25 protein-coding genes and 1 pseudogene are annotated in these 26,380 nt (G+C 70.3%); 9 read left to right on the top strand and 17 right to left on the bottom strand.

Going from position 1 to position 26,380, the window contains the following annotated elements; translation table 11 throughout:
- Positions 1 to 470 precede the first annotated feature (470 nt).
- The 5 genes and pseudogenes from ACFYOH_RS10415 to ACFYOH_RS10395 all read right to left on the bottom strand — a co-directional run bounded on the left by ACFYOH_RS10415 (position 471) and on the right by ACFYOH_RS10395 (position 2,825).
- Positions 471 to 815, bottom strand: coding sequence for a hypothetical protein (locus ACFYOH_RS10415; RefSeq protein ID WP_388623349.1), 345 nt, complete (start codon positions 813 to 815; stop codon positions 471 to 473).
- A 227-nt stretch (positions 816 to 1,042) separates the two neighbouring features.
- Positions 1,043 to 1,378 carry a hypothetical protein gene (locus ACFYOH_RS10410; protein ID WP_388623347.1) on the bottom strand — a complete coding sequence of 112 codons (336 nt, stop codon included), beginning with the start codon at positions 1,376 to 1,378 and terminating at the stop codon, positions 1,043 to 1,045.
- A 129-nt stretch (positions 1,379 to 1,507) separates the two neighbouring features.
- Positions 1,508 to 2,342 (bottom strand): annotated as a pseudogene (locus ACFYOH_RS10405) (tyrosine-type recombinase/integrase); the annotation flags it as partial.
- 49 nt (positions 2,343 to 2,391) lie between these two features.
- Complete coding sequence (locus ACFYOH_RS10400) at positions 2,392 to 2,571, bottom strand: hypothetical protein (RefSeq protein WP_388623344.1); 180 nt, start codon at positions 2,569 to 2,571, stop codon at positions 2,392 to 2,394.
- Complete coding sequence (locus tag ACFYOH_RS10395) at positions 2,568 to 2,825, bottom strand: hypothetical protein (protein ID WP_388623341.1); 258 nt, start codon at positions 2,823 to 2,825, stop codon at positions 2,568 to 2,570. Before ACFYOH_RS10395 ends, ACFYOH_RS10400 begins: the two co-directional genes overlap by 4 nt.
- A gap of 453 nt (positions 2,826 to 3,278) precedes the next feature.
- Here ACFYOH_RS10395 and ACFYOH_RS10390 point away from each other — a divergent pair, with 453 nt between their 5' ends.
- Together ACFYOH_RS10390 and ACFYOH_RS10385 are read left to right on the top strand one after the other, a co-directional pair.
- Positions 3,279 to 3,629, top strand: a complete 351-nt coding sequence (locus tag ACFYOH_RS10390) for a hypothetical protein (protein ID WP_388623339.1) — start codon at positions 3,279 to 3,281, stop codon at positions 3,627 to 3,629.
- A 246-nt stretch (positions 3,630 to 3,875) separates the two neighbouring features.
- Positions 3,876 to 4,349, top strand: a complete 474-nt coding sequence (locus ACFYOH_RS10385) for a GNAT family N-acetyltransferase (RefSeq protein WP_388623336.1) — start codon at positions 3,876 to 3,878, stop codon at positions 4,347 to 4,349.
- A 447-nt stretch (positions 4,350 to 4,796) separates the two neighbouring features.
- On the opposite strand, the gene ACFYOH_RS10380 is transcribed toward ACFYOH_RS10385, so the two are convergent.
- On the bottom strand, positions 4,797 to 5,345 hold the full coding sequence (locus ACFYOH_RS10380) for an SMI1/KNR4 family protein (RefSeq protein WP_388623333.1): 549 nt from the start codon (positions 5,343 to 5,345) through the stop codon (positions 4,797 to 4,799).
- Positions 5,346 to 5,687: 342 nt separating this feature from the next.
- Here ACFYOH_RS10380 and ACFYOH_RS10375 point away from each other — a divergent pair, with 342 nt between their 5' ends.
- Both ACFYOH_RS10375 and ACFYOH_RS10370 read left to right on the top strand, forming a co-directional pair.
- Positions 5,688 to 6,890 (top strand): pyridoxal phosphate-dependent aminotransferase, encoded by a 1,203-nt coding sequence (locus ACFYOH_RS10375; RefSeq protein WP_388623331.1) that lies wholly within the window; start codon positions 5,688 to 5,690, stop codon positions 6,888 to 6,890.
- 319 nt (positions 6,891 to 7,209) lie between these two features.
- The gene (locus ACFYOH_RS10370) at positions 7,210 to 8,403 is read left to right on the top strand and encodes a hypothetical protein (RefSeq protein WP_388623328.1); all 1,194 of its coding nucleotides are present in this window, start codon (positions 7,210 to 7,212) and stop codon (positions 8,401 to 8,403) included.
- 15 nt (positions 8,404 to 8,418) lie between these two features.
- Here ACFYOH_RS10370 and ACFYOH_RS10365 read toward each other — a convergent pair whose 3' ends face one another.
- Both ACFYOH_RS10365 and clpB read right to left on the bottom strand, forming a co-directional pair.
- Positions 8,419 to 8,958 carry a YbjN domain-containing protein gene (locus tag ACFYOH_RS10365; protein ID WP_365723782.1) on the bottom strand — a complete coding sequence of 180 codons (540 nt, stop codon included), beginning with the start codon at positions 8,956 to 8,958 and terminating at the stop codon, positions 8,419 to 8,421.
- A 227-nt stretch (positions 8,959 to 9,185) separates the two neighbouring features.
- Complete coding sequence (clpB, locus tag ACFYOH_RS10360; RefSeq protein ID WP_388623325.1) at positions 9,186 to 11,783, bottom strand: ATP-dependent chaperone ClpB; 2,598 nt, start codon at positions 11,781 to 11,783, stop codon at positions 9,186 to 9,188.
- Positions 11,784 to 11,900: 117 nt separating this feature from the next.
- Between clpB and ACFYOH_RS10355 the strand changes: the two genes are divergently transcribed.
- Positions 11,901 to 12,293, top strand: a complete 393-nt coding sequence (locus ACFYOH_RS10355) for a pyridoxamine 5'-phosphate oxidase family protein (protein WP_388623324.1) — start codon at positions 11,901 to 11,903, stop codon at positions 12,291 to 12,293.
- A gap of 158 nt (positions 12,294 to 12,451) precedes the next feature.
- On the opposite strand, the gene ACFYOH_RS10350 is transcribed toward ACFYOH_RS10355, so the two are convergent.
- Together ACFYOH_RS10350 and ACFYOH_RS10345 are read right to left on the bottom strand one after the other, a co-directional pair.
- Positions 12,452 to 12,787, bottom strand: a complete 336-nt coding sequence (locus ACFYOH_RS10350; RefSeq protein WP_388623321.1) for a hypothetical protein — start codon at positions 12,785 to 12,787, stop codon at positions 12,452 to 12,454.
- Positions 12,784 to 13,002 carry a 5'-nucleotidase gene (locus ACFYOH_RS10345; RefSeq protein WP_388623318.1) on the bottom strand — a complete coding sequence of 73 codons (219 nt, stop codon included), beginning with the start codon at positions 13,000 to 13,002 and terminating at the stop codon, positions 12,784 to 12,786. Before ACFYOH_RS10345 ends, ACFYOH_RS10350 begins: the two co-directional genes overlap by 4 nt.
- Positions 13,003 to 13,156: 154 nt before the next feature.
- On the opposite strand from ACFYOH_RS10345, the gene ACFYOH_RS10340 reads away from it, so the two are divergent.
- The 3 genes from ACFYOH_RS10340 to ACFYOH_RS10330 are packed head-to-tail and all read left to right on the top strand — an operon-like array spanning position 13,157 to position 16,154.
- Positions 13,157 to 14,140, top strand: coding sequence for a helix-turn-helix transcriptional regulator (locus tag ACFYOH_RS10340; protein WP_388623315.1), 984 nt, complete (start codon positions 13,157 to 13,159; stop codon positions 14,138 to 14,140).
- A 29-nt stretch (positions 14,141 to 14,169) separates the two neighbouring features.
- A complete protein-coding gene (locus tag ACFYOH_RS10335; protein ID WP_388623881.1) occupies positions 14,170 to 15,168 on the top strand; it encodes a helix-turn-helix transcriptional regulator in 999 nt (332 codons plus the stop codon).
- Positions 15,165 to 16,154, top strand: a complete 990-nt coding sequence (locus ACFYOH_RS10330; RefSeq protein ID WP_388623312.1) for a helix-turn-helix transcriptional regulator — start codon at positions 15,165 to 15,167, stop codon at positions 16,152 to 16,154. The genes ACFYOH_RS10335 and ACFYOH_RS10330 overlap by 4 nt, the downstream gene beginning before the upstream one ends.
- Here ACFYOH_RS10330 and ACFYOH_RS10325 read toward each other — a convergent pair.
- Together ACFYOH_RS10325 and ACFYOH_RS10320 are read right to left on the bottom strand one after the other, a co-directional pair.
- Positions 16,117 to 17,163, bottom strand: coding sequence for a LuxR C-terminal-related transcriptional regulator (locus ACFYOH_RS10325; RefSeq protein ID WP_388623309.1), 1,047 nt, complete (start codon positions 17,161 to 17,163; stop codon positions 16,117 to 16,119). The genes ACFYOH_RS10330 and ACFYOH_RS10325 overlap by 38 nt on opposite strands.
- A 349-nt stretch (positions 17,164 to 17,512) precedes the next feature.
- Positions 17,513 to 18,619 (bottom strand): sugar ABC transporter substrate-binding protein, encoded by a 1,107-nt coding sequence (locus ACFYOH_RS10320; protein WP_388623306.1) that lies wholly within the window; start codon positions 18,617 to 18,619, stop codon positions 17,513 to 17,515.
- Positions 18,620 to 18,914: 295 nt separating this feature from the next.
- On the opposite strand from ACFYOH_RS10320, the gene ACFYOH_RS10315 reads away from it, so the two are divergent.
- Positions 18,915 to 20,945 (top strand): PA14 domain-containing protein, encoded by a 2,031-nt coding sequence (locus tag ACFYOH_RS10315; RefSeq protein ID WP_388623303.1) that lies wholly within the window; start codon positions 18,915 to 18,917, stop codon positions 20,943 to 20,945.
- Between the two features lie 51 nt (positions 20,946 to 20,996).
- Here the strand turns inward: ACFYOH_RS10315 and ACFYOH_RS10310 are convergent, their stop codons facing one another.
- From ACFYOH_RS10310 to ACFYOH_RS10290, 5 genes are all read right to left on the bottom strand, one after another.
- The gene (locus ACFYOH_RS10310) at positions 20,997 to 21,446 is read right to left on the bottom strand and encodes a heat shock protein transcriptional repressor HspR (protein WP_388623301.1); all 450 of its coding nucleotides are present in this window, start codon (positions 21,444 to 21,446) and stop codon (positions 20,997 to 20,999) included.
- 5 nt (positions 21,447 to 21,451) lie between these two features.
- Positions 21,452 to 22,624: a molecular chaperone DnaJ gene (dnaJ, locus tag ACFYOH_RS10305; protein WP_388623298.1), complete on the bottom strand. Its 1,173-nt coding sequence runs from the start codon at positions 22,622 to 22,624 to the stop codon at positions 21,452 to 21,454.
- A 36-nt stretch (positions 22,625 to 22,660) separates the two neighbouring features.
- Positions 22,661 to 23,335, bottom strand: coding sequence for a nucleotide exchange factor GrpE (gene grpE / locus ACFYOH_RS10300; RefSeq protein WP_388623295.1), 675 nt, complete (start codon positions 23,333 to 23,335; stop codon positions 22,661 to 22,663).
- Positions 23,332 to 25,170 (bottom strand): molecular chaperone DnaK, encoded by a 1,839-nt coding sequence (gene dnaK / locus ACFYOH_RS10295; RefSeq protein WP_388623293.1) that lies wholly within the window; start codon positions 25,168 to 25,170, stop codon positions 23,332 to 23,334. The genes grpE and dnaK overlap by 4 nt, the downstream gene beginning before the upstream one ends.
- A gap of 94 nt (positions 25,171 to 25,264) precedes the next feature.
- Positions 25,265 to 26,284 carry an undecaprenyl/decaprenyl-phosphate alpha-N-acetylglucosaminyl 1-phosphate transferase gene (locus ACFYOH_RS10290; protein ID WP_388623290.1) on the bottom strand — a complete coding sequence of 340 codons (1,020 nt, stop codon included), beginning with the start codon at positions 26,282 to 26,284 and terminating at the stop codon, positions 25,265 to 25,267.
- Positions 26,285 to 26,380: the final 96 nt, after the last annotated feature.

The following is a 26,380-nucleotide window of genomic DNA, read 5'->3' as shown; positions in this document are numbered from 1 at the left end:
CGGACGCGGAGACGTGCACCGCGGGCGCCGGGCAGCTGGTTCGCCCGGCGGGCGCCTGGCGCGGGAGACGTCAACAGCGGACACCGGACGCACGACACATCAACGGCGGAGACCGGACGCGGAGACATCAACGGCGAATGGCGGACGCGGAGACGTGCACCGCGGGCGCCGGGCAGCTGGTTCGCCCGGCGGGCGCCTGGCGCGGGAGACGTCAACAGCGGACACCGGACGCACGACGCGTCAACGACGGATGCCGGGCACGGAGACATCAACGACGGACGCCGAACGCACGACACGTCAACGGCGGATGCCGGGCGCGGAGACACGCGCCACGGGCGCCGGGCGGGCTGGTTCGCCCGGCGGGCGCCTGGCGCGGGAGACGTCAACGGCTGGCGCCCGTCGGCTGTTTCGGTCGGCGGGCGCTCGGGGGCGGGCCGAATGCGGTTCCCCCGGGAGTCGGCCGCCCCGTGTCAGCTGCCTCCCCCGCATCCGCCGCCGCACGACGAACCCCCGCCGCAGGACGAGCCGCCGCAGGAGGAGTGGCCCCCGCAGGAGTGACCGCCACCGCAGGAGTGACCGCCGTGGTGGCCCCCGTGGTGCCCGCCCGACGAGCCGGAGTCGGCGCTGCCCGCCCACCAGCTACGGCTGTCGTCGTACGCCGAGGACGAGGACGATGAGCGGTACGACCGCGACCTGCCGCGGCCACTCTTGCCGAGCGACACCTTGCGCTGCCGGTTCCTGGTCCGCGCGCCCGCCAGCGCCGTGACGGTCACGAACGCGGCCACGACCAGGATGAAGATGATGCCCACGACCATGGCGTCACCCTCCTTCCGTTCCCCCGATGCGGCCCCCCGTGGACCGCGGTGCCCGGCAGATGCCCGGCCGTCCCCGGGCGCAAAGCAGAGTTGAGGAACTTCTGAGGGTCAACGCACGGAAAAGGCCCCTGACCTGCACAGACGGGCAGGTCAGGGGCCTTCGAGCTCTCACTGGGCCGTCTGTGGGCCGTGATCTTCCTCTCGGGCACGCTGCAAGGCGGCGAGGTTCATCGACCGCCGCGGGTCTCGATATGGACCCTCGTCAGCGCGAACAGGATCAGGAGGTCGAGTGTCATCACGGGGATGGCCCACAACGGGTAGTACGGAACGAACATGAACTGGGTGATCAGGCTGATCGCTGCCACTGATGCACCGGCCCCGCGACCCCAGCTCCGGCCTGCCAGGACTCCCAGGCCGGCAATGACGAGGGCCACTCCCATCACGAGGTGGATCCAGCCCCAGGACGTCAGGTCGAACCGGTAGGCGTACCGGGACGCGGCGAACAGGGTGTCGTGCGCGATTCCGGCTGCGCCCATCAGGATGCTGAGGGGCCCGCTGACCATCAGCATGATCCCGGCAAACTAACAGGATGGCCGCAATCCTCCGGCACCGCGACTGCAACCCGCTTCGCCAACAGGGGATTGCCGCAGGTGTCGCGAAGGGCACACAGCAGTTCAGGGGCCGCCTGTGGCTCACTGGGTGGTCTGTGGGCCGTGCCCTTCCTCAGACTTGTGCTGGAACACGGAGTCGATCGCGCGGCGGGCGCGTTCTCTGCTGTCGGGCATCAGGTGGGCGTACACCCGCAGCGTCAGCGCCGGATCAGCATGTCCCATGTACTCGCTGACGGCTTGACGTTCTCGCCCGCGTCCAACAACGCGGACGCATAGAAGTGCCGCAGGGCGTGCATGCCGTGCTCGCGCGCCGACTCGTACTTGCCTTCGTCATTTGCCTCTGGGATGAGACCTGCAGCAGCGAGAGCGGGCTTCCATTCCTTGCCGTTGAAGTTGCTGCGCCACACCATTCCCCCCTGCTCAGCCGTGAAGATCAGCCGGGCGGACACCTTCGGCCCTTCGGGCACGTCCCACGGCAACGTGATCTCTGCGGGCTTGAAGGCGTCCATGTGCGCCCGGACGGCTTCCGCCACGGAGCTGGGCAGCGGTACGGCCCGCTTCTTGCCGCCCTTGGGGAGGGCGAAGACGGGGTGACCCTCCACGTGCTCTGTCGCACCACGTGGAGGGTGCGCCCGTCCACGTCGATGGCGTCCTCGGCCAGGCCGAAGACTTCCCCCTGGCGGAGTCCGCATCCGGCGCCGACGTCGACCATCGCTCGATACCGCTCCGGGAGGGCCGCCCGTACGGCGAACACCTGAGCGGGTACCCACGGGACTACCGGGTGCGCGTCTGGCTTGGGCCGTCGCACGGTCCGCGCGCTGCACGGGTTACGCGACAGCAGCGAGTCGTCCACGGCAGCAGACAGGACCGACTGAACGTCCGCGAAGATGTTCCGGGTGTAGGAAGCGCTCACGCCGGGCTTCGCTTCGGACGGTCCAGCAGGTCGAGGCAGGAGGGGAACAGGCTCATGCGGTCACCTGCCCAGAGCGCATCGAACCGTTGGGGTTGTGGCCGGGGCAGTTGCGCGCCGTGCGTGTGGTCGGGTCGTCCGGGTCGAGGCACTCGGTGATCCAGCCGGAACCACCGCAGCGGCAGGCGCCCTCGACCTGCGGGCGGCCTGCTCGATCCTTGGCGGCCTGTGTCATGCGGCAGGGCCCCCAGACCGTGAAGGCGGAGGCGAGCCGTTCGGCCGGTCCCAGCGCCGCCCGCTAGGGAACCGGCTCTGCTGGGCCTGGTCCTGCTCCCGCGTGGTCAGGTCGGCCAGCCAGAGCAGCCGGTAGCCGTAGGCGTACGCGGCCGAGCGGTGCACTTCGGCGAGGCCGAGTCGGGCAGCACCCTGGAGGATCCAGGCGATGACCGCCGCGTAGCTCTTGCCGGTCGCCTTGTAGGCGGTCGGCATGTCCGAGGGCGAGCGCCGAGAAGATCTGGGACAACGCGGCCCTGCCGACATCGCCGTTGTCCGCCCCTGGGACACGGTCGGCCGGATCGCCGCGAACCGTGACGGGTCGCCCGAACGGAGGCCCTGCATTGTTACAGAACCCATTGGGCCGTTCGAAGGAGTCGAGGCCGCGAGACGGCCAAGAGCGTCGCGAGCCGACAACCGCACTTTTCCCTGCTCCCGGCGTGCTTCCGAACCAGGACGGGGCCGGCACCCGGACCCATCCCCGGCATGAATGGCCCATACAAGCGAGAGCAACAGATATATCTGCGCCTTGTAACGCGGAACCGTTCCCTCGTCCGGTGTCGCGGCGAAGGTCCACAGTGTGGGTCCTCGGCACAGAGCCGGGAATTTCCGGATTTGCACACCCATCCCCGCCAGGGATGGTGTGCACGAACGTGAGGTGACAGATTCATGTCTGTTTCTCGTACGACGGCCCGCCTGCTCGCCACGTGTGTGGCTACGGGCGCCCTCGTCGGCGCGGCCGCCATGCCGGCCCTGGCCGCCAGCGGCGGCCAGGACCGTGACTACGGAAGGGGCTACTCGCTCGGCCACAGGATCGACCACGACGACGACGGCCGCTTCGGCGACTGGGACCGCGACCACGACCGGGGCTGGGGCTGGGACCGGGATCGGGACTGGCGCTGGGGCCGGGACCACGACCGGGACCACGACCGCGGCTGGCACCACCACTGGGGCTGGCACCACGACCGGGACTGGCGCCACGACCGCGGCTGGCACCACGACCGGGACTGGGACCGCTAGCCCGTCCTGGAGGCCGTGTCGTGACGCGGAGGCCCACACCCACCGCCTCCCGTCGCCGTAGCCGGCACGACCGCTAGACCCAACCGGAGGGCCGAAGTTCCTTGCGGTCTTCGGCCCTCCGACCACGCCCGTCTGACGTGCCATCGGTTCTTCGGCTACTGAGCACCCTCCAGGGCAGCTAGACGCCGCTCACACCGCCAACTTCGTGAGTGTTGCCGTTCCAGGGACGGCGGATAGGCTCCGATCATGGACGTCCGTGTAGAGACTGCTCGGGAAGCAAGTCAGGAACTGGTCCACGCCTTCGGTCGGCTGCTGCCGCAGCTGTCATCGACAGCCAAGCCGCTCGACCATGAGGCGATCAGTCAGATGGTGACCTGCGACTCCAACACTCTGCTTGTGGCCCGGACGGCCGATGGCATCGTTGGCACCCTGACTCTGGTGTTGCTGCCCTTGCCATCGGGGCTGCGGGGCCGGGTCGAAGACGTCGTTGTCGACAGCGCCGCGCGCGGGCAGGGCGTTGCCAGCCTTCTCATCCAGCAAGCCCTGTCGATCGCCGAGAAGGCTGGTGCCCGGACAGTGGATCTCACTTCACGCCCAGATCGCGGGGCTGCGAACCGGCTGTATGAACGTCTTGGCTTCCGAGTCCGGCACTCCACCGTCTATCGCCAGGAGGGGACAGGCCTGTCAAGAACAGCGCCGACATCTGACACCAACGGCTGACACCAACAGCCGTGAACAGGGCCGGACAAGAGCGGCTTACGGCGGTCACCGCATCGTGGCCGGCACAGGACCCCTCCCACTTCCGCAGGGTACGTGATCGACCTGATAAGGATGAGGCTCGTCCTCAAAGCCTGGGCGCCGGGACGGCTCAGAGCACTACATGAGAGCCGAACAGGGCCCGGGACAGCATGCGGGGCACTGGAAGGCTGAGAACACGGCAGAGAGCCATGCGTCCCCCTGCGTGCCCGATGAGCGGGTATCGCACGGGGAACAACGGGGAGTCACGGCAACCAGCCCAGAACCGCGCAGGTCAGCATCTCGCAAGGTCACCGCGCATCCGCATACGCGATCTTCCAAAACTGGTGCTCCAAGACTCGGACAGCGGCGCTTGACTGCGTCATTGAGGACCCCGCCGAGGTTGCCGCGAGACCCATCGTGGCAATGGACTCAGTGGCTGTCGGTCTCGGGCCAGTGCCAAGACTCGTCGTCCTCCAGCGCGAGGTCGCCCGGGATGCCGTCCTCAAGCTTCCCTTCGAGCCACATGCTCAGCCATTCACGGAGCATCAGGTCGCACTTGTGCCGCTCTCCCTGGTCCCACCGCCACATCTGCCCCTCCGGGTGGCGGCAGTCGAGCATGGACCACGTGGCACAGCCGTGGTCGCAGAACAACAGCACCCCATGAGGCGGGGCAGGTGGCGCTTCCGGATCCGGATCGGGCTCGTCGTACTGGAGATACACCTCCAGCATGCTTGGCCCGTCGCTCGTGTGTCCGTCGCGGAGGCCTTCGATGCCGCCACAGGGACCGAAACCGCCGTTGGCTACCTCCGTGTAGAGGCGGCGGAGCAGCGGCGGGAGTGGGTAACCGATGATGCGCTCTGCCTCCGCCAGTGCCTCCGCAGATGCGGGTGCCGGCGTGAGCAGACTGTCGCGCCATTCCGTTGGGCGCCCCGCCTGAACGCGGGCCTTGACGGCCGCCAGCACCTCGTCATCGGTCACGCTGATGATGATCGCAGATGCCTGTGCGGTGCAGCAGCGAAGTACAGCAACCATGCCGACCGGGGCCAACCGCACACGCCCCCAGTAGCCAGTCTGACCAGCCCACCAGACCTCAGCGGCCTCCGTGCCCATAGTTCGCATCGAGGGGGCCAGGCAACGCGAACCACTAGCGGCCCCGGGGTATCTCTGAGGCCGTCTGTGGGCCGTCCGGGGGGCGGCCGACGACGACAGATGACGACAGCCGAGGACATCCCCTCCCCTGGTGAGCGATGGTGGGTTGGGTATCGGCGCAGGCGCCCATCACCGAAGCAGTGTTGAGGAACTCCAGAGCTTGGGCGCAGGATGGCCGCCATGACCTCCAGCGCACGCCCCCACCTCAATCGCCGGCTCGCCGAGTTCGGTACGACGATCTTCGCCGAGATGTCCGCGCTCGCCGTGGCGACCGGGTCGATCAATCTGGGCCAGGGTTTTCCCGACACCGACGGCCCGGAGGAGGTCAGGGAGGCGGCCGTACGGGCGCTGCGCGACGGCCGGGGCAACCAGTACCCGCCGGGGCCGGGCATCCCGGAGCTGCGCACCGCGATCGCCGCGCACCAGCTGCGCCGCTACGGGCTGAGCTACGACCCGGACACCGAGGTGCTGGTCACGGCGGGCGCGACGGAGGCGATCGCGGCCGCGCTGCTGGCGCTGGTGGAGCCCGGTGACGAGGTCGTGGCCCTGGAGCCGTACTACGACTCCTACGCGGCGAGCATCGCCATGGCGGGCGGCACGCGCGTACCGGTGACGCTGCGGCCACACGTCGAGCAGGGGGCGTCCTTCCGCCTGGACCTGGACGAACTGCGGGCCGCCGTCACCGACCGCACCCGGCTGCTGCTGATCAACACCCCGCACAATCCGACCGGTACGGTCCTCACCCGCGCGGAGCTGGCCGCGATCGCCGAGCTGGCGGTCGAGCGGGACCTGCTGGTGGTCACGGACGAGGTGTACGAGCACCTGGTCTTCGGCGACACCGGGCATCTGCCGCTGGCGTCCTTCCCCGGGATGCGCGAGCGCACGGTCACGATCGGCTCGGCCGGCAAGACGTTCTCCTTCACCGGCTGGAAGGTCGGCTGGGTGACGGCCGCGCCGGAGCTGGTGAGCGCGGTCCGCGCGGTGAAGCAGTTCCTGACGTACGTCTCCTCGGGCCCCTTCCAGTACGCGGTCGCCGAGGCGCTGGCCCTGCCCGACTCCTACTTCGCGGAGTTCCGCCGGTCCATGCTGGCCCGCCGCGACATCCTCGCGCAGGGCCTGACGGAGGCGGGCTTCGAGGTCTTCGTCCCGGCCGGCACGTACTTCATCACCACCGACATCCGCCCCCTCGGCAAGAAGGACGGCTTCGCCTTCTGCCGTGCCCTGCCGGAGCGGGCCGGCGTCGTGGCCATCCCCAACGCCGTCTTCTACGACGACCGGGAGGCGGGGGCGCCGTTCGTGCGGTTCGCGTTCTGCAAGCGGGAGGAGGTGTTGCGGGAGGCGGCACAGCGGCTGACCACGATGCGGCGAGCCTGAGGCGTGTCATGGCCGCCGTGACGCCGCGGTCCCGCGTCAAGTGCGGCCTCCATGACCTTCAACGGGGGCCGAGCCGGCGCCGGTGACGTGCTCGGCCTGGGGCTCGTGTCGGTGGTGTTCTTCGGCGAGATCGGGACCGGCCGGCCACGGCCCAGGTCGGCCCCCTGGTGCACTCCAGCACGCGCTGTGGTGGGTCACCGGGATCAGGGGCCGGCACCTTCCCCTCGGTGTGCCGGCGTACTCGACACAGGTGAACCCACCCCGCACTCGGCGGCCACCTGCTCGCTTCGGCGGCCAAGCCCTTGCAGGGTGCTCAGATGTGACTCGCGCCAGCACCACCCTCGCCCTGCCCGTAGCCGCGCCGAAGCCGGCGCAGCGCGACCGCACCCGGCCGTCCCGCGTACGAGCGAGCGGGATCGCCGTGGGGCTCTTCATCGGCGTCCGACTCACCGGGGTGGCCGTGCTCGCCCTCGTCGCGCACATCGCCGGGCGGCATCCCCTGGCCGTGCTCGGGCGGTCCTGGGACTCCGTCTGGTACCTGGGCATCGCCGTCCACGGCTACGGTCACGACCTGCCCTCCCACGACCCGGGCCCGCACAGCGACCTCGCGTTCTTCCCGCTGTACCCGGCGCTGCTGCGGGCGGTGACCGCGCTGGCCCCGGTCGGCGGCGGCACCGCCGGGCTGCTGATCTCGTGGACCGCGGCCGCCGTGGCCGCCGCCGGGATGCACGCGGTCGGCTCCCGGCTGCACGGGCCGGCCACCGGTGTCGCGCTGGTGCTGCTGTGGGGGCTGCTGCCGCACGCGGTGGTGCTGTCGATGGCGTACACCGAGCCGGTGCTGACCGCGTTCGCGGCCTGGGCGCTGTACGCCCTGCTGGCCGGGGACTGGCTGTGGGCGGGCGCACTGGCCGCCGGCGCGGGGCTGGCCCGGCCGAACGGGTCCGCGGTGGCCGCCGCGGTGCTGGCCACGGCCGGGGCCGAGGTGTGGCGGCGCCGCGGCAAGGTTTCCCACAGGCTGTGGACGGGCGCGGCGCTCGCCCCGCTGGGCTGGACCGCGTATGTGCTGTGGGTCGGGCGGCGCAAGGGTGATCTGCTCGGCGGCTACTTCGAGGTGCAGCGGCGCTGGGGGTCGACGTTCGACTTCGGACGCGGCTCGCTGCGGTTCCTGCGCGCGATGCTGCTGCACGGCAGCCAGTTCGTGTTCCCGATGGCGCTGGTCCTGGTCGCGGCGGCGACGGTGCTGTACGCGCTGCTGCTCCTCGACCGCGCTCCGCTGCCGCTGCTGGTGTTCAGCGGGATGCTGCTGCTGATCGCGCTCGGCGGGTCGGGCTTCTTCGAGTCCAAGCCGCGGTTCCTGCTGCCGGCGTTCCCGCTGCTGCTGCCGCTGGCCCAGCCGCTGGCGCGGACGGCGAAAGCCCGGCCCTGGCACGCGACCGTAGTGATCGCGACCCTGGCCGGGCTCAGCTATGTCTACGGCGCGTACCTCGTGGTGTACGCGCAGGCACCGCTGTAGGCGGCGGGACGGGGCCTACTCGCCGTCGTCCTCGGGGTTCTCGGGCTCGTCCGCCTCGTTGACCTCCTGCTCCAGACCGAGCTGCTCGACGAGCCACCGGTCGAACTCGATCGCGGCCCGCACCCAGCTGACGGTCGAGGAGACGAAGTGGTTGATGTCGACGCCCGTGCCGATCAGCATCTGGGCCTCGCCGATCAGCCGGACGGTGCCGTCGTCGTGGGTGTGGGTGTACACCTTGGGCCACAGGGTGCGGCGGTTCCAGTCGTCGACGGACTCCAGCAGCTGCGGCTTCTCGTCGATCTTGTGGGGGCGGTCGTAGAACGTCCGCACCGAGAAGACGGCCTGCTCGGCCTCCCCGCGGAACATGAAGTAGGTGCGGAACTGCTCCCACGGCGCCGCGAGGTCACCCTCCTCGTCGACGACGTACTTCAGCTCCATCTGGTCGAGGAGCTGCTTCACAAGATCCTGATCCGGGACGACGGGGCCCGCCGGTCCTTGGGGCTGCGGTTCGGGCTGGCCCCCGAAGTTCGGAATCGAGGACGGGTCGATGCTCACCGTGTTTTTCCCTTCGTGCGGATTCCGCCATCCTCCCCCACGGGGGGAGGGGGGAGGCAAGCCCCGACGCCCGCCTGTCCGCCGTGGGCTGACATGATCCAGCTGGTCGGGTGGACGGCCGGTGAATGACGGCCCCCCGGCCGGCGCCGGACGCCGTCACGGTGGACGTGCCGTACGAGGACCTGGGGCGGGCCCTCGTACGGTTCACCCCGGTCACCGGGTGGGCGTCACAGCGTCTTCCCGGTCGCCGGCCCCACCAGCAGGCCCTCGCCGAAGCGGTCGACGCGGACCGTGTCGCCGTCCTTGATCTCGCCGGCGAGGATCTCCTTGGCGAGGCGGTCGCCGATGGCGGTCTGCACGAGGCGGCGCAGCGGGCGGGCGCCGTAGGCCGGGTCCAGGCCCTCCTCCGCGAGCCAGGCCAGCGCCTCGGGGGTGACCTCCAGGGCGAGCCGGCGTTCGGCCAGCCGCCTGCCCAGGCGGTCGATCTGCAGCCGTGCGATCCGCTCCAGCTCGGGGTTGGTCAGCGCCGAGAAGACCACCAGGTCGTCCAGCCGGTTGAGGAACTCCGGCTTGAAGGAGGCCCGGACGACCTCCAGGACCTGCTGCTTCTTCTCCTCCTCGCCGGTGACCGGGTCGACCAGGAACTGGCTGCCCAGGTTGGAGGTGAGCACCAGGATGGTGTTGCGGAAGTCGACCGTGCGACCCTGACCGTCCGTCAGGCGGCCGTCGTCCAGCACCTGGAGCAGGATGTCGAAGACCTCGGGGTGGGCCTTCTCCACCTCGTCCAGGAGCACGACGGAGTACGGGCGGCGGCGGACGGCCTCGGTGAGCTGGCCGCCCTCCTCGTAGCCGATATACCCGGGAGGCGCGCCGACCAGGCGGGCCACGCTGTGCTTCTCGCCGTACTCCGACATGTCGATGCGGACCATGGCCCGCTCGTCGTCGAAGAGGAAGTCCGCGAGCGCCTTGGCGAGTTCGGTCTTGCCGACGCCGGTCGGGCCGAGGAAGAGAAAGGAGCCGGTGGGGCGGTCGGGGTCGGCGATGCCCGCGCGCGAGCGCCGTACGGCGTCGCTGACCGCGCGTACGGCCTCGCTCTGGCCGATGAGCCGCTTGCCCAGCTCGTCCTCCATGCGCAGCAGCTTCTGCGTCTCGCCCTCCAGCAGGCGGCCGGCCGGGATGCCGGTCCAGGCGGCGACGACGTCGGCGATGTCGTCGGAGCCGACCTCCTCCTTGACCATCGTGTCCTTGGCGGCCTCCTCCTCGGCCTCGGAGGCGGCCTCCAGCTCCTTCTCCAGCTGCGGGATCTCGCCGTACAGCAGCTTGGCGGCGGTGTCGAAGTCGCCGTCGCGCTGGGCGCGTTCGGCCTGGCCGCGCAGGTCGTCCAGACGCTCCTTCAGCTCACCGACCCGATTGAGGGACTGCTTCTCCTTCTCCCAGCGGGCGGTCAGGTGCCGCAGCTCCTCCTCCTTGTCGGCGAGGTCGCGGCGCAGCTTCTCCAGGCGGGCGACGGAGGCCGGGTCGGTCTCCTTGGCGATCGCCAGCTCCTCCATCTTCAGCCGGTCCACGGCGCGCTGGAGTTCGTCGATCTCGACGGGGGACGAGTCGATCTCCATGCGCAGGCGCGAGGCGGCCTCGTCGACGAGGTCGATGGCCTTGTCGGGGAGGAAGCGGGAGGTGATGTAGCGGTCAGAGAGGGTGGCGGCGGCCACCAGCGCGCTGTCGGCGATCTGCACCTTGTGGTGGGCCTCGTACCGGCCCTTCAGACCGCGCAGGATCGCGATGGTGTCCTCGACGGTCGGCTCGGCGACCAGCACCTGCTGGAAGCGCCGCTCCAGCGCCGGGTCCTTCTCGATCCGCTCCCGGTACTCGTCCAGTGTGGTGGCGCCGACCATGCGCAGCTCGCCGCGGGCCAGCATGGGCTTGAGCATGTTGCCCGCGTCCATTGCGGAGTCGCCGCCGGCACCGGCGCCGACGACGGTGTGCAGCTCGTCGATGAAGGTGATGATCTGCCCGTCGGAGTCCTTGATCTCGGCGAGGACGGCCTTCAGCCGCTCCTCGAACTCGCCGCGGTACTTGGCGCCGGCCACCATCGCCCCGAGGTCGAGCGCGACGAGCCGCTTGTCCTTCAGCGACGAGGGCACGTCACCCTTGACGATCCGCTGGGCGAGCCCCTCGACCACGGCGGTCTTGCCGACGCCCGGCTCACCGATGAGCACGGGGTTGTTCTTCGTGCGGCGGCTCAGCACCTGCACGACCCGCCGGATCTCCTGGTCCCGCCCGATGACCGGGTCGAGCCGGCCCTCGCGGGCGGCGGCGGTGAAGTCGGTTCCGAACTTCTCCAGGGCCTTGTACTGGCCCTCGGGGTCGGCGGTGGTCACGCGGCGTCCTCCCCTGGCCTTCTTGAAGGCCTCCAGCAGCTTCTTCGCGTCCGCACCCTGTTGCTCCAGCAGTTCGCCGGCCCGGCCGCCCTTGGCGGCGATCCCGATCAGCAGATGCTCGGTCGAGAGGTACTCGTCGCCGAGTTCCTTGGCGCGCTCTCCGGCGTCGGCGAGCACGGCCAGCAGCTCTCGGTTGGGCTGCGGCGGCGCGACGGTGGACCCGGCCACGCTGGGCAGCGTGGCCAGCAGCTTCTCCGCACCGGCGCGTACGGCGGCCTGGTCCGCCTCGACGGCGGCGAGCAGGTCGGTGATGTTCTCGTTGTCCTGCCCGGCGAGCAGCGCCAGCAGCAGGTGGGCAGGCGTGAGGTCCGGGTGCCCCTCGGTCACGGCCCGGTTGCTGGCCGTGTTGATCGCGTCCCGGCTCCTGTTGGTCAGCTCGGCGTCCACTTCGTCCGTTCTCCTCCTCGGCCACACTCTGCACTGCTGACTTAGCCAGCGTACACAAAGTTGAGTCTATTCCGCTCAAGTAGAGCCGGAAGGCCCTGCGCGGGCTAGGTTGCGGGCATGGCGAAGCACTCTGAGCAGTACCTGGAGTTCTGGCGGGAACGTCATCTGTGCACCTTGACGACGCTCCGCCCCGACGGCAGCCCGCACGTGGTGCCGGTGGGGGTGACGTTCGACGCGGAGACCGGCCTGGCCAGGGTGATCACCAACGGGACCAGCGCGAAGGTACGGCATGTGCGCGCGGCCGGAGCCGAGGGCGCCCGGGTCGCGGTGTGCCAGGTGGACGGCCGGCGCTGGGCCACGCTGGAGGGGCGGGCGAGGGTGCGGACGGAGCCGGAACGGGTCGCGGAGGCGGTACGGCGCTATGCCGAGCGCTACGAGCGGACACCGGGGCCGAATCCGGCGCGCGTGGTGATCGAGATCGAGGTGGAGCGGGCCCTGGGGAACGCCTGAGGCGACCGAAAACTTTCAGCCACCCTGGGCGCGCGCGCATACCGCGAAATTCCACAGAATATCCCCAGAAAACTGCAGCGGCGTCACCGTGTTCAGGTCACGGTGACGCCGCTGCGGGGGGAAGCACCTGAGCGATCTTTTACGACGGGGGAATCGCGTCAGGCACTGCGGGGGGTGGCAGAGATGGTCCTCAGGTCACGGTCCGTCGGCTCCGCGAGCCGGTGGTCCCGCTGGTCAAGATTCACAAAGATCATTCCGTACCGGACGGCACACCGGACCGGCTGGGGCGCGCCACGCGGCTTGCGCAGGCACCGGTACGCCCGCACGTCCTCGTCCTCGTCCCGCGTCACGACGACCGGCTCACCGAACACGGTCACCATCAGCGAGTCACCGCTGTGGGGGATGGCGGTGACCAGGTCGATGAAGTGCCAGCCGGAGCGGTAGGCGGTGGCCATTTCGCGACGGAAGGACCGGTCGTCGGGTGGAGTGGTCATGCCGTCGCGTCCGCCGGAGTCGACCAGCCGACGTCCGACGGGCTGCCGCCGGGCGCGACGCCCCAGCCGACATCCGTGGGGCCGGCGCCGGCCACGATGCCCCAGCCGACGTCCTGGGCCGTGGTCTGTTGCGTCTTGGTCGTGCTACCCCAGCCGACGTCAAGAGGACCAGCCGCACCGCTGGCCAGCGCGACTACGAAGGCAGTGGCAAGCACCGAGCGAAGCATTCTCTTTTTCATGGTCGGCTTCGTCCTCACTTGATGGCTTCCTCTCCCCCGTGTGACAAGACGATGGCTCATTCAGGCACGTCAATGCCACACAGGAGATGCATCATGTTCCTGCACGTTCAGGACCCTGGGGGGTGGAGATTTGCCAACTAAGCGCACAAAACCGACACATCCTCACGGCATCACAGACCTCTGTGCCGACGGTTCGCGTCTCTACGCCAGTGCCCTCAGTTCCGGACGTATCTCCCGGGACGAGGCCGAGAACGCGCCCTGTCTGCTGGAGTTCGCCCTGCTCCACCCCGATCCGGACGACCCGGGCTGGCTGCGCCCGGTTCCTCCGTCCGTCGTGCTCGCCCAGCAACTGCAGCCCCTGGAGCGCGAGATCCAGGACCGCCGACGGGCCACCCTGGAACTGGCGGACACCTTCCAGCCGTTCCTGGACATCAGTGCCCAGAAACCGGCGACAACGCACGCGATCACCGTGCTGGAGGGCATCGACCGCATCCACCAGGCGCTCGACGTGGCGATCGCCGAGGCCCGCACCGAGGTCCTGACCGTGCAGCCCGGAGGCAGTCGCCCGGAGCACATCCTCAGCCAGGCGCTCAAGCGCAGCAAGCCCCTGATCGAGCGGGGCATCTCCATGCGCACGCTCTACCAGCACACCGTGCGGCACAGTCAGAGCACGTACGCGTACATGGACCAGATGGCCGGCGCCAAGGTCGAGATCCGCACGCTGGAGGAGCTGATCGAGCGGCTGATCATCTGTGACACGTCGGTCGCCTTCATCCCCGCCCAGGACGACCGGCAGATCGCCCTGGAGCTGCGCCACCCCGGTCTTGTGCAGTACCTCATCAGGGTCTTCGAACAGCTCTGGCAGCGGGCCACCCCGCTGATGGACGAGGTGCCCTACGAGTCCACCCCCGAGGGCATCACCGGCGTCCAGCGGTCCATAGCGAAGCTGCTCATCGAGGGCCATGTCGACGAGGCGATCGCCCGCCGGCTCGGCATGAACGTCCGCACCTGCCGGGCGCACATCGCCAAGCTGGCGGCCGCCCTGGGCAGCGGCAGCCGGGCCCAACTCGGCTTCCTCATAGCCCAGTCCGGCATCCTCGACCGTGAGAGCTGACCGTGGTGCGGGAAGAGGGCGGCGCCGCGGTGAGCGGACCGCCGCACCCCGGGCACGGTGTGGAGGACCTGTGCGCGGCCGGGGCGTCGCTGTACGAGCGGGCGGTGCGGGAGGGCCGGGTGCGCGCCGAGGACGCCGTACCGGCTCCTTGTCTGGTGGATTTCGGGCTGCTGCATCCCACGGTCGACGACCTCGCCTGGCTGGAGCCCGTCGCGCCCGCCGTCGCGCTGCGCCGGCTGCTGCGGGCGTCCGAGGACCGCATCGCGGAGGAACGGCGGCGCGGTGAGCGGCTGGCCGAGTCGTTCGAGTCGCTGCTGCGGATCGGCGACCCCCGGGGCCCGGCCACGGACACCCCGACGCTCCGGGTCCTCAGCGGGCTGGAGCGCATCAACGGCGCCCTGGACCAGGCCCTGGCCGGCACCTCCGGCGAGCTCCTCGCCATCCAGCCGTACACCGGCCACTTCCGCATCTCCGCCGAGCGCCGCGCGATGGCCCTGGCCCGCGACCAGGCGCTGCTGGACCGCGGGGGCCGGATCCGCACCCTCTACCAGCACACGCTGCGCCACGCCCCCTCGGTCCTCGCCCGCTACGAGGCCCTGGACGGCGATGTCGAGGCGCGCACCCTGGACGAGGTGACGGAGCGGCTGATCGTCGTCGACCGGGCCGTCGCCTTCGTACCCGCGAGCGCGGACCAGTCGCTCGCCCTGGAGGTCCGCCACCCCGCTCTGGTCTCCTTCTTCGTCACGACCTTCGACCGTCTGTGGCGCCTGGCCACCCCCATGTACCCCGAAGCGGCCCAGCCCCCCACCCTGAACGGCGTCACACCCCGCCAGCGCGCCATCGCCGCCCTTCTGATCGAGGGGCACACCGACGCCGCGATAGCCGCGCGGCTCGGCATGAACGTGCGGACCGCCCGGCTGCACATCGCCAAGCTCGCCGCCACCCTCGGCAGCGAGAACAGGGCTCAACTCGGCTATCTCATCGGGCAGTCCGGGATTCTCGACCAGCAGGGAGAGGTGGACCGGTGACGCATCGGGAGCACGGGGTCGAGGAGTTGTGCGCCGCCGGGGAGAAGGTGTACGAGCGGGCCCTGCGGGAGGGGCGGATACCGGTCGGCGACGCCGCCGACGTGCCCTGCCTGACCGACTTCGGGCTGCTGCACCCGGTCCTGGACGACGTCGGACAGCTCGAACCGGTCGAGCCCGCCGCGGCCCTGCACCGGCTGCTGCGGGCCTCCGCGGCGCGGGTCGCCGAGGAACGGCGGCGCGAGGACCGGCTGGTGGAGCGGTTCGAGTCGCTCCTGCGCGTGGAGGTGCGCAGGACGCCCGGCACCGGCACCGAGCCGGCGATGCTGCGGCTGCTCAGCGGCACCGAGCAGATCAACCGGGCGATCTCCGACGCGATGGTGGACGCCACCGAGGAGTCCCTGACCATCCAGCCGCACGCCGGCCTCACCGGCCCGCGCGGCGAGGCGGCCCGGGACACCGCCTTCGGGCGCGATCAGGCGCTGCTGGACCGCGGCGGCCGGATCCGCACCCTCTACCAGCACACCCTGCGCCATGTGCCGGAGGTGTACGGGCCGTTGGAGCACTTCCGGCGCGGGGACACGGAGGCGCGCAGCCTCGACGAGGTGCCGGACCGGCTCATCGTCATCGACCGCAAGGTCGCCTTCCTCCCCGCCGACGACGACGGCACCCTCGCCCTGGAGGTCCGCCACCCGGCGCTCATCAAGTACTTCGTGACGACCTTCCACCGGCTCTGGCGGCTCGCCACGCCGATGTTCCCGAAGGCGGTGCAGCCCCCGTCGGTGAAGGGCGTGACACCCCGCCAGCGGGCCATCGCCGCCCTCCTCGTCGAGGGCCACACCGACGCCGTCATCGCCGACCGCCTGGGCATGAACATCCGCACCGCCCGGCTGCACATCGCCAAGCTCGCCGCCACCCTCGGCAGCGACAGCCGGGCCCAGCTGGGCTATCTCATCGCACGCTCGGGGATTCTTGATCAGGAGCCGTGAGCGCCGCGGCCGGCAGCCCGGAGCCCCGGTGACCGTCCAGGCCCACCTGGGCGATCCGGACGCCCAGCTGGGTGCGGCTGGCGGCGCCGAGGGTCTCCGACAGCCGGGCGATATGGGCGCGGCAGGTGCGCACGCTGATGCCGAGCCGCTCGGCGATCACCGCGTCCTGATGGCCCTCGGCGAGCAGCGCGGCGATGGACTGCTCGCGGTGCGAGATGCCCTCGATGCCGGTGTCGGGCAGCGGGGCGGTGAGCGGGATGGCCAGGCGCCAGAGACGCTCGAAGACCGTCACCAGGTACTCCACCAGGGCCGGGTGGCGCAGCTCCAGGGCCATCGTGCGGTCGGCGTTCGCCGGGATGAAGGCCACCGTGCGGTCGAAGAGGATCAGGCGGTCGATGACCTCGTCCAGCGTCCGGGCCTCCACCGTGTCGCCCATCAGCTCCAGGTAGTTCAGCAGGCCCTGGCCGTGGCGGGCCACATGGGTGTAGAGGTCGCGCATGCGCACGCCCCGGCCGCGCAGGGCCAGCGCCCGGTGCAGGCCCTCCGTCAGTTCCGCCTCCCGGCGGATGCCGCCCGGCTGCACGGTGAGCACCTCGGTCGTGCAGGCCTCGGTCGCCTCGTCCATCGCGGCCTGGATCCGGGAGAGCCCGTCCAGCACCCGGATCGCGCTGCCCTCGGCCGGTGCGGCCAGCGCGCCCAGCTGACGGCCGAGCCCGGCGTACCACTCGAAGGCGGCCACCGCCGAGCCCACGCGTTGCTGGCTCTCGCTGACCTCGTCGTAGACCCCGCGCAGCAGCCTGGTCATGACCTCCTGCGGGGAGGTCGGCACCAGCCAGTCCATGTCGTCGGGGTCCGGGTGCAGCAGGCCCAGTTCCAGCAGACAGGGCACCGCCTCGGAGTCAGTGCGCGGCACGCGCCCCCGGCGTACGGCCCGGGAATAGATCCGGTCGCCGGCCGCGCACAGTCGGTCGGCGCCGTGTGGATGCTGCTCCGTCCCGCGCCCGGCCATCGGCCATTTCACCCCCGGTGTGCTGTCACTTCCGCAGCGCAACTATGCGCGGGCGCCGACCGGGTCCGCAACACGGCTCTCCGCAACAGGGCGGCCTTAAAGCGCAGTTATGTCCGGGTATGGGGCAGGCTCCGCCCCTCGCATTGCAACAAGCTGATGGTGGTGGGGCGGACTGCGTCACGGCATCGTTGGTCCCGCTTCCCCCGGGTGTCACCTGAGCACCGGACACCCGGAGCGGCCCTGGCCCGGCACCCCCCGCCCCGCCGGGGCCGCGCCCCGCGCCCACGGGGGTGGCGCGAGGCGCTCCGCGCCCCTAGGGACTGCCCTCAGGGGCGCGGGGGAACGCCCCCTACTTCAGACCGAGCGTCGCGCAGGCCGCCTTGTACTTGGCCGTGCAGATGTCGCCCACCGTGTAGATGCCGTCCGCGATGACCGTGGACTTGATGTTGCTCTTGGTCAGGGCCGTCGGCTGGATCAGCTTCGACGGGATGTTCTTGTCGGTGGGGCTGTCGACCTTGTCCTGGGTGAGCGCGTCGAACTGGATGTCCTGACCCTGGACCCTGGCGACGGCCATCTGCGCGGCGGCCTCGGCCTCGTCCGGGTAGGGCTTGTAGACGCTCATGAACTGCTCGCCGGCCACGATCCGCTGGACCGCGTCGAGTTCGGCGTCCTGGCCCGTGATCGGGGGCAGGTTCGTGACGCCGGCCGCCTGCAGGGCCTTGATGACACCGCCGGCCATGCCGTCGTTGGCGGCGTAGACGCCGGCGATGTTGTTCTTGCCGATCACGGCGATCGCCTTGGCCATCTCGGTCTCGGCGAGCTCCGGCTTCCAGTCCGTGGTGTCGTACGACGCCGCGACCGTCACCTTGCCGGTCAGCTCGGAGAGCGCGCCCTGCTTGAACTGCTTGGCGTTGGGGTCGGTGGGCGAGCCGTTCACCATGACGATCTTGCTGGAGGTGTCGGCGCTCGACCCGAGGCCCTCCAGCAGGGTGCGGCCCTGCACCTCGCCGACGAGCTCGTTGTCGAAGGAGACGTAGGCGTCGATCGGGCCCTCGGCGAGACGGTCGTAGGCGATGACCGGAATGCCCGCATCCTTGGCCTTCTTCACCTCGGGTGCGATGGCGTGCGAGTCGACCGCGTCGAGCATGATGATGTCGACCTTCTCGTCGACCATCTTCTGCATCTGCGAGGCCTGCCGGGATGCGTCCGCGTCGGCGTTGGCGTACTCGACCTTGCCCTGCTTGCGGGTGAGCTGGGCCACCTTGTTCTGGATGATGGGGTAGTCGAACTTGTCGTAACGGGTGTTCGCCTTCTCCGGCAGCAACAGGCCCACGGTGATGTCGTTGCCCTTGCTCGGGCTCGCGCTCGCGCCGTCCCCCGTCGCTCCCAGCACGCCGCATCCGGCGAGCGAAAGGGTCATCGTGGATGCGGCCACGGATATGGCGATACGACGCATTCGAGGGCTCACTTCATGTGCGTTCCGGACGTAGGGCTGCTATACGACCCAGGTGTCTGAAAAGACAACGCGGAGGCCACACCCGGCGTCAAGCAGAACCACTTAACGAGTCCGCAACACCACGCTCGGCTGACCCTGTGAAGGAGGCACGGAATCACCTCCAAACACTCTTTACGGACCCTCCATTCAAGGAGAGTTCATGGGTCGGCAAAGATCGGTACAACCAACCCGGTCCTCCGCGAGTCATGATCACCGGCGGCCGTGCGCCGCTTTCCCGACTCGACCAGAGGACCGAATGAACCCAGCCAGACGCGGGGCCGCCACGGCCCTCGCACTCGCCACCGCCGGTACTTTGCTCAACGCGGTCACCCTGCCCGCCTCCGCCGCCACGACGTGCGCATCGCCGGTCTACAAGCGGACGTTCTACGCGAACACCACGTTCTCCGGCACTCCGAAGAAGACGGACTGCGACACCGTCGTCGACCAGAACTGGACCGGTGCGCCCGCCACCGGGCTGCCGAAGGACAACTTCGGCGTCCGCTGGACCGTCACGCGCGACTTCGGCTCCGGCGGACCCTTCACGTTCGCCGTGTCCGGAACCGACGGCGTCCGGGTCTACCTGGACGGCGTCCGCAAGGTGGACCTGTGGTCCAACACCTCCGGCACACGCGCGAAGACCGTCAACGTCACCGTCCCGTCCGGCAAGCACACCCTGCGCGTCGACCACGTCAACTGGACTGGCACCTCGAGCGTCAAGTTCGGCTACACACCGCGGACTTCGCCGGACGCCGACAAGGTCAGGCCGCTCGCCCCGACCGGGCTGTCCTGGGACTACCACACCGGTGACCCGGACGGCATCCACGCTGTGCTCAGCTGGACGGCGAACAAGGAGATGGACCTCGCCGGGTACCGCGTGTACCGGCGGGTGGCGGGCACGAGCACCTACACGCGGGTCGGTACGACGACGGTGCCCCGCCTCAGCGAACGGCCGCCACAGACCGGGCAGTCGTACTACTACGAGGTCCGCGCCTACGACAGGGCCGGCAACGAGTCCACCGGAAGCGCCGACCAGGGCCCGATCCCGTCACGGGACCTGACACCGCCCCCCGCCCCGAAGCTCACCGCGACCGGCTCCGAGGACGCCAACCGGTTGTCCTGGACGGCCGTCAAGGACGCCGTCGCCTACCGGGTGTCCCGCAAGGCCGCCGGCGACGCCTCCTTCACCGTGCTCACCGACACCACGGACACCGGCTACACGGACACCAAGGCGGCGTACCGCACCGCCTACGACTACAAGGTCAGCGCGATCGACGCGCACGGCAACGCCGCCGAGTCCGCCGTCGTGAGCGCCACCCGGACCATCACGCCGCCGCAGGCCGTCACGGCGAGCACCGGCAGCGGCGAGGTGGTGCTCGGCTGGACCGAGCCCGCGGACACCACCGGCTACACGGTCCGCCGCGCGGAGGCCTCGGCCGACGGCTCCCGCACCTGGCAGACCATCACCTGTGGTTCGCCCACGAGCGGCACGGACGCCGACGGCAACACCGTGCGCGGCTGCACGGACTACTCCGGCCGCCGCGGCAACACGTACCACTACACGGTGCTGCGCAAGGACTCCTCCGGCCGCTGGTCCGTGCCCTCCGCCGAGGTCACCGCGACCCGGCCCGGCGACGAGACGCCACCGCCGGTCGTCACCGGCGTCGCCGCCGAGCCGCTGGAGTACGGCATCCGCCTGTCCTGGCAGCCCAGCACGGCGCCGGACCTGGCGTCCTACCGCCTCTACCAGCAACAGGACGAGTCCTACGACCCCGAGTACCTCGGGGAGGTGAACGCGTCGACGACGCAGACCCTGCTGTCCTGGCCGGCCGACGGCAAGTCGTACCGCCTGTTCGTCGTGGCCGTGGACGTCTACGGCAACTCCCTGACCTACCAGGACGATCCGGACGTCAAGGACTGGAGCGTGCCCGTCGCCTCGGTCCCGGTGACCGCGCTCGACCTGCGGCCCACCTCTGTCCCGGACGCCACGGCGGGCTGCCAAACGACGACCTGGAGGACCGCGAGCGGGATCAGGGTGGAGCCGTGGTGTCCGTACGAGGACACCTCCTCGGTGACCGGCTTCCACGTCTACCGCTGGGTCCGCGCCGAAGCCCGGTTCGTCCGGCTGACCGAGACCCCGGTGGCCAAGAGCCGGGACGGCTGGTTCTGGACCGACACGAACGCCCCGGCCGGCACGACGGTCTACTACATGATCTCCCTCGTCCGGGCGGACGGCACCGAGGCCTTCGCCGAGACCGACTACGCCATCACCCCGCCGAGCGGTTCCTGACACGCCGAAGGGGCCCGCGGAAAGACCGCGGGCCCCTTCACCGTGTTCCACTCAGTCCTGCTGCCGCCCCTTCGGCCGCCACACCACCAGCGCGCTGGTCTGCTGGACCTCCTGGTACGGGACCAGGTCGCGGCGGTAGGAGGCGTGGACGGCCGCCTCCCGCTGCTGCATCGCGGCCGCCGCGCCGTCCAGGGCCGCCTCCAGCTCCACGACCCGGGACTGCAGGGCGGCGACCTGGTTCTCCAGTTCGATGATGCGCTTGATACCGGCCAGGTTGATGCCCTCGTCCTGCGACAACTGCTGTACCTGGCGGAGCAGTTCGATGTCGCGGGCCGAGTAGCGGCGGCCCCGGCCGGCGGTGCGGTCGGGGGAGACCAGGCCCAGGCGGTCGTACTGGCGCAGCGTCTGCGGGTGGAGTCCGGAGAGCTGGGCCGCCACCGAGATGACGTAGACCGGGGTCTCCTCGGTCAGTTCGTACGGATTACGCCGACGGCCGTCCATCACTCTCAGTCTCCCTTCGCGGCCTCGAACAGCTCCGCCCGCGGGTCCTCGCCCGCGGTCGCCTCGCGATACGCCTCCAGTGCGTCACGAGCCTTCCCCGACAGGTCCTTGGGAACACGCACCTCGACGGTGACCAACAGGTCGCCGCGAGTGCCGTCCTTGCGGACCGCGCCCTTGCCCCGGGCGCGCATGGTGCGGCCGTTGGGCGTGCCGGGCGGCAGTTTCAGGGTGACCGCGGGGCCGCCGAGGGTCGGTACCCGGACCTCGCCGCCGAGGGCCGCCTCGGCGAACGTCACCGGCACGGTGACGGTGAGGTTGTCGTCCTTGCGTCCGAACACCGGGTGCGCGCCGACGTGCACCACCACGTACAGGTCGCCCGCCGGTCCGCCGCGCTCGCCGGGCGCGCCCTTGCCGCGCAGCCGGATGCGCTGCCCGTCGGTGACGCCGGCCGGGATGCGGACCTGCATCGTGCGCGAGGACTTGGCGCGGCCGCTGCCCTTGCACTCCAGGCAGGGGTGCTCGGCGATCAGGCCACGGCCCTTGCAGTCGGGGCAGGGGTCGGTGAGCGAGAAGCCGCCGCCGGAGCCCCGGGCGACCTGCCCGGTGCCGACACAGGTCGGGCACACGCGCGGTGTGCCGTTCTTGTCGCCGGTGCCCGAACAGGCCTTGCAGGGTGCCTGGGAGGACATGCGCAGGGGCACCGTGGCGCCCTCGATGGCCTCCGTGAAGCTCAGCGTGACCTCGGTGTCGATGTCCTGGCCGCGCCGCGGCTGGGTACGGGTCGTGCCCGTGCCGCCGCGGTTGAACAGTCCCCCGAAGACGTCACCGAGTCCGCCCCCGAAGCCGCCGCCCTGGGTGGTGGTCCCGCCGCCTCCGAAGAGGTCGCCCAGGTCGAAGTTGAAGGAGCCGCCGGCGCCCGGCCCGGGGCGGAAGCCGCCGTTGCCGAACAGGGCGCGAGCCTCGTCGTACTCCTTGCGCTTCTTGGGGTCGCCGAGGACGTCGTTCGCCTCGGAGATCTCCTTGAAGCGCTCCTCCGCCTTGGCGTTGCCCTTGTTGGCGTCCGGGTGGAACTCGCGGGCGAGCTTCCGGTACGCCTTCTTGATCTCGGCCTCGGTGGCGTCCTTGGGGACGCCGAGGACCTTGTAGTAGTCCTTCTCGATGAAGTCCTTGGTGCTCATCCCCGACGTCCCTCCTTCCCCTTGAGTGTCCTCACGTCAGCCCTCGTCCGGGCCACCGTTCTCCTTGCCATCAGCGGCGCCGGCCTGCTTCGCCTCGGACGCCTTGTCCTCGGCGCCCTCGGCCTTGACGGTCTGTGCGCCGGGCTGCGGCTCGGCGACGGCCACCCGCGCGGGGCGGATGGTGCGCTCGCCGATGCGATACCCGGGCTGCAGGATCGCCACGCAGGTCGTCTCGGTGACGTCCGGCGCGTAGCTGTGCATCAGGGCCTCGTGGATGGTCGGGTCGAAGGGCTCGCCCTCCTTGCCGAACTGCTGCAGGCCCATCTTGGCCGCGACGGTCTCCAGCGACTCGGCCACCGACTTGAAGCCGCCGACCAGTTCGCCGTGTTCCCGCGCGCGGCCGATGTCGTCGAGCACGGGCAGGAGCTCGGTCAGGAGGTTCGCGATGGCGATCTCCTTGACCGTGATCCGGTCCCGCTCGACCCGGCGGCGGTAGTTCTGGTACTCGGCCTGGAGGCGCTGGAGGTCCAGCGTGCGCTCGTGCAGCGCCGTGCGCACCTGGTCCAGCTGGGCCACCAGACCCGCGGTCTCGTTTCCGTCCCCGGCCGGGGCCGCCCCCTCCTTGGGAGCGGCCTTCGGCTCGGCGTCGTCGGGGGTCGCGCCGGAGGGGACGTCGGGCTTCTCCTCGAAGCCCGGGGTCTCCTCCGTCACGCGGCACCGTCCTTGCGCTCGTCGTCCACGATCTCGGCGTCCACCACGTCGTCGTCAGCGGCCTTGCCGCCCTGAGCGGCGCCCTCGGGGCCGCCCGCGGCCTGGGCGTCGGCGTACATGGCCTGGCCCAGCTTCTGCGAGACGGCGGCGACCTTCTCGGTGGCGGTGCGGATCTCGGCGGTGTCCTCGCCCTTGAGGGCTTCCTTCAGCTCGCCGACCGCGGCCTCGACCTCGGTCTTGATCTCGCCGGGGACCTTGTCCTCGTTGTCCTTGAGGAACTTCTCGGTCTGGTAGACGAGCTGCTCGCCCTGGTTGCGGGTCTCGGCGGCCTCGCGGCGGCGGTGGTCCTCCTCCGCGTACTGCTCGGCCTCCTGGCGCATCCGGTCGACCTCGTCCTTCGGCAGCGAGGAGCCGCCGGTGACGGTCATCTTCTGCTCCTTGCCGGTGCCGAGGTCCTTCGCCGTGACGTGCATGATGCCGTTGGCGTCGATGTCGAAGGAGACCTCGATCTGCGGGACGCCACGCGGCGCCGGCGGCAGACCGGTCAGCTCGAACATGCCGAGCTTCTTGTTGTACGCCGCGATCTCGCGCTCGCCCTGGTAGACCTGGATCTGCACGGACGGCTGGTTGTCCTCGGCCGTGGTGAAGATCTCGGAGCGCTTGGTCGGGATCGTGGTGTTGCGCTCGATCAGCTTGGTCATGATGCCGCCCTTGGTCTCGATGCCGAGGGACAGCGGGGTGACGTCGAGCAGCAGGACGTCCTTGACCTCGCCCTTGAGGACACCGGCCTGGAGCGAGGCGCCGATGGCGACGACCTCGTCCGGGTTCACACCCTTGTTGGCCTCCTTGCCGCCGGTCAGCTCCTTGACGAGCTCGGCGACGGCGGGCATACGGGTGGAGCCACCGACGAGGACGACGTGGTCGATCTCGTTGATGGAGATGCCGGCGTCCTTGATGACGTTGTGGAACGGCGTCTTGCAGCGCTCCAGCAGGTCGGCCGTCAGCTGCTGGAACTGGGCGCGGGTGAGCTTCTCGTCCAGGTGCAGCGGGCCCTCGGCGGACGCGGTGATGTACGGCAGGTTGATCGAGGTCTCGGTGGAGGAGGACAGCTCGATCTTGGCCTTCTCGGCGGCCTCACGGAGGCGCTGCAGGGCCATCTTGTCCTTGGACAGGTCCACGCCGTGACCGGACTGGAACTGCTTGACCAGGTAGTCGACGACGCGCTGGTCCCAGTCGTCACCACCGAGGTGGTTGTCACCGTTGGTGGCCTTCACCTCGACGACGCCGTCGCCGATCTCCAGCAGGGACACGTCGAAGGTGCCGCCACCGAGGTCGAAGACGAGGATCGTCTGGTCGTCCTTGTCGAGGCCGTAGGCCAGCGCGGCGGCGGTCGGCTCGTTGACGATGCGCAGGACGTTCAGACCGGCGATCTCACCGGCCTCCTTGGTCGCCTGACGCTCGGAGTCGTTGAAGTACGCCGGGACGGTGATGACCGCGTCGGTCACCTTCTCGCCCAGGTAGGCCTCGGCGTCCCGCTTCAGCTTCTGCAGGATGAACGCGGAGATCTGCTGCGGGTTGAAGTCCTTGCCGTCGAGCTGGATCTTCCAGTCGGTGCCCATGTGGCGCTTCACCGAGCGGATGGTCCGGTCCACGTTCGTGACCGCCTGGCGCTTGGCGACCTCGCCGACGAGCACCTCGCCGTTCTTGGCGAAGGCGACGACGGACGGCGTGGTCCTGGCGCCCTCGGCGTTGGTGATGACGGTGGGCTCGCCGCCCTCCAGAACGCTGACGACGGAGTTAGTCGTGCCCAGGTCGATGCCGACCGCACGTGCCATGGTTGATTCCTCCAGCTGACTTGAGTGGAACGGACTCAAGTGTGCACGACGGCCCCCGCCCGGTCAACAGACCTGAGTCGAGAGGACTCAAGTCTTATCCGTTCCTTACACGCAACCGGGCGCTGACCTGCGTCGATGGCATCCGCCGGGGTTGCTGGACAGGGACACGAAGGAGGACGCCGACGATCAGCACCGTCCCTCCGGCCACCCATGCCACGGCCCCGTCCCCCGTCCACCCGGTGTGCACGAGCACTCCCACGAGCACCGAGGCGAAGGAGCCCGCCCCCAGCAGAACGACCGAGCCCTGCGGCGTGAGACCGAGCGGCCGCAGCCGGTGTACGAGATGGTCGGGGCCGCGCCTGACCAGCGGACGCCCGGCCAGCCGCCGGGAGAGGACCACGAGGACGGCGTCGGCGAGGGCGGGCGCGCCGAGGCAGAACATCACCCCCGCGCTCGGCTCGAATCCGTACCCCGCGCGCGTGAAGACGAGGGACGACGACAGCAGGAACCCGGTGAACAGCGAACCGCAGGCGCCGAGCCCGATCCGCGCGGGATGCCAGTTGTGCATCAGGAAGCCGGTGAGCGCGGCGGCCAGGACGCTCAGCAGAGCGGCGAGCCCGTCCATCAGTTCGGCGGCCGCGCAGGCCCCCGCCCCGAACGCGGTGACGACCCCGACGGTCCCCGCGAGACCGTCCGCGTGATCGAGCCCCTTGAAGGCGAAGGAGGCGAGGACGATCCAGCCCACGGCGAGCAGCCCGACCGGCACACCCGTCTCCTGGAACGGCACCACGTAGGCCGCCGCCACGGCCGTACCGGCGACGAGCACGCGCGCGCGGATCCGCCAGACGTCACCGGCCAGGCCCAGCGCGGCGACCGCGGCGGCGGCGATCAGCAGCCGGTCGACCCCGTCCCCGAGCGGCGCGATCGCGGTCCGCTGCCCCACCCAGGCGACGAGACAGGTGACGGCCACCACGGCGAGCCCGCCGAGCAGCGGCAGCCGCCGCTGCCGGCGCCGGTCGAGGATGCCGGCCCGCAGCGCGGGCACCCTGAGCAGCGCCGAGAGCACGGCGGCGAGAAGCAGGGCGGCGGTTGCGGCGGCGATCCCGTAGAGCACGGCTCTAAGGTAGGGGCGAATGTAGCAAATCGGTATGAATAACACGATCTGATGACCCTGGGATGATGCTCGTCACCCCGCACGCGGCTGCATCCC

It is taken from the genome of Streptomyces sp. NPDC007856 (assembly GCF_042868225.1).
Taxonomy (GTDB): domain Bacteria; phylum Actinomycetota; class Actinomycetes; order Streptomycetales; family Streptomycetaceae; genus Streptomyces.
This window is presented reverse-complemented; position numbering and strand designations above follow the sequence as displayed.

Bases quoted from the DNA above. Each gene is read 5' to 3' on its own strand.
- ACFYOH_RS10415 (WP_388623349.1), bottom strand. From the start codon at position 815: ATGGTCGTGGGCATCATCTTCATCCTGGTCGTGGCCGCGTTCGTGACC.
- dnaK (WP_388623293.1), bottom strand. From the start codon at position 25,170: ATGGCACGTGCGGTCGGCATCGACCTGGGCACGACTAACTCCGTCGTC.
- ACFYOH_RS10325 (WP_388623309.1), bottom strand. From the start codon at position 17,163: ATGGCCGGGCGCGGGACGGAGCAGCATCCACACGGCGCCGACCGACTG.
- ACFYOH_RS10385 (WP_388623336.1), top strand. From the start codon at position 3,876: ATGGACGTCCGTGTAGAGACTGCTCGGGAAGCAAGTCAGGAACTGGTC.
- ACFYOH_RS10350 (WP_388623321.1), bottom strand. From the start codon at position 12,787: ATGACCACTCCACCCGACGACCGGTCCTTCCGTCGCGAAATGGCCACC.
- ACFYOH_RS10395 (WP_388623341.1), bottom strand. From the start codon at position 2,825: ATGCCGACCGCCTACAAGGCGACCGGCAAGAGCTACGCGGCGGTCATC.
- ACFYOH_RS10315 (WP_388623303.1), top strand. From the start codon at position 18,915: ATGAACCCAGCCAGACGCGGGGCCGCCACGGCCCTCGCACTCGCCACC.
- ACFYOH_RS10375 (WP_388623331.1), top strand. From the start codon at position 5,688: ATGGCCGCCATGACCTCCAGCGCACGCCCCCACCTCAATCGCCGGCTC.
- ACFYOH_RS10310 (WP_388623301.1), bottom strand. From the start codon at position 21,446: ATGGACGGCCGTCGGCGTAATCCGTACGAACTGACCGAGGAGACCCCG.
- ACFYOH_RS10320 (WP_388623306.1), bottom strand. From the start codon at position 18,619: ATGCGTCGTATCGCCATATCCGTGGCCGCATCCACGATGACCCTTTCG.
- ACFYOH_RS10410 (WP_388623347.1), bottom strand. From the start codon at position 1,378: ATGGTCAGCGGGCCCCTCAGCATCCTGATGGGCGCAGCCGGAATCGCG.
- ACFYOH_RS10400 (WP_388623344.1), bottom strand. From the start codon at position 2,571: ATGACACAGGCCGCCAAGGATCGAGCAGGCCGCCCGCAGGTCGAGGGC.
- ACFYOH_RS10390 (WP_388623339.1), top strand. From the start codon at position 3,279: ATGTCTGTTTCTCGTACGACGGCCCGCCTGCTCGCCACGTGTGTGGCT.
- dnaJ (WP_388623298.1), bottom strand. From the start codon at position 22,624: ATGAGCACCAAGGACTTCATCGAGAAGGACTACTACAAGGTCCTCGGC.
- ACFYOH_RS10355 (WP_388623324.1), top strand. From the start codon at position 11,901: ATGGCGAAGCACTCTGAGCAGTACCTGGAGTTCTGGCGGGAACGTCAT.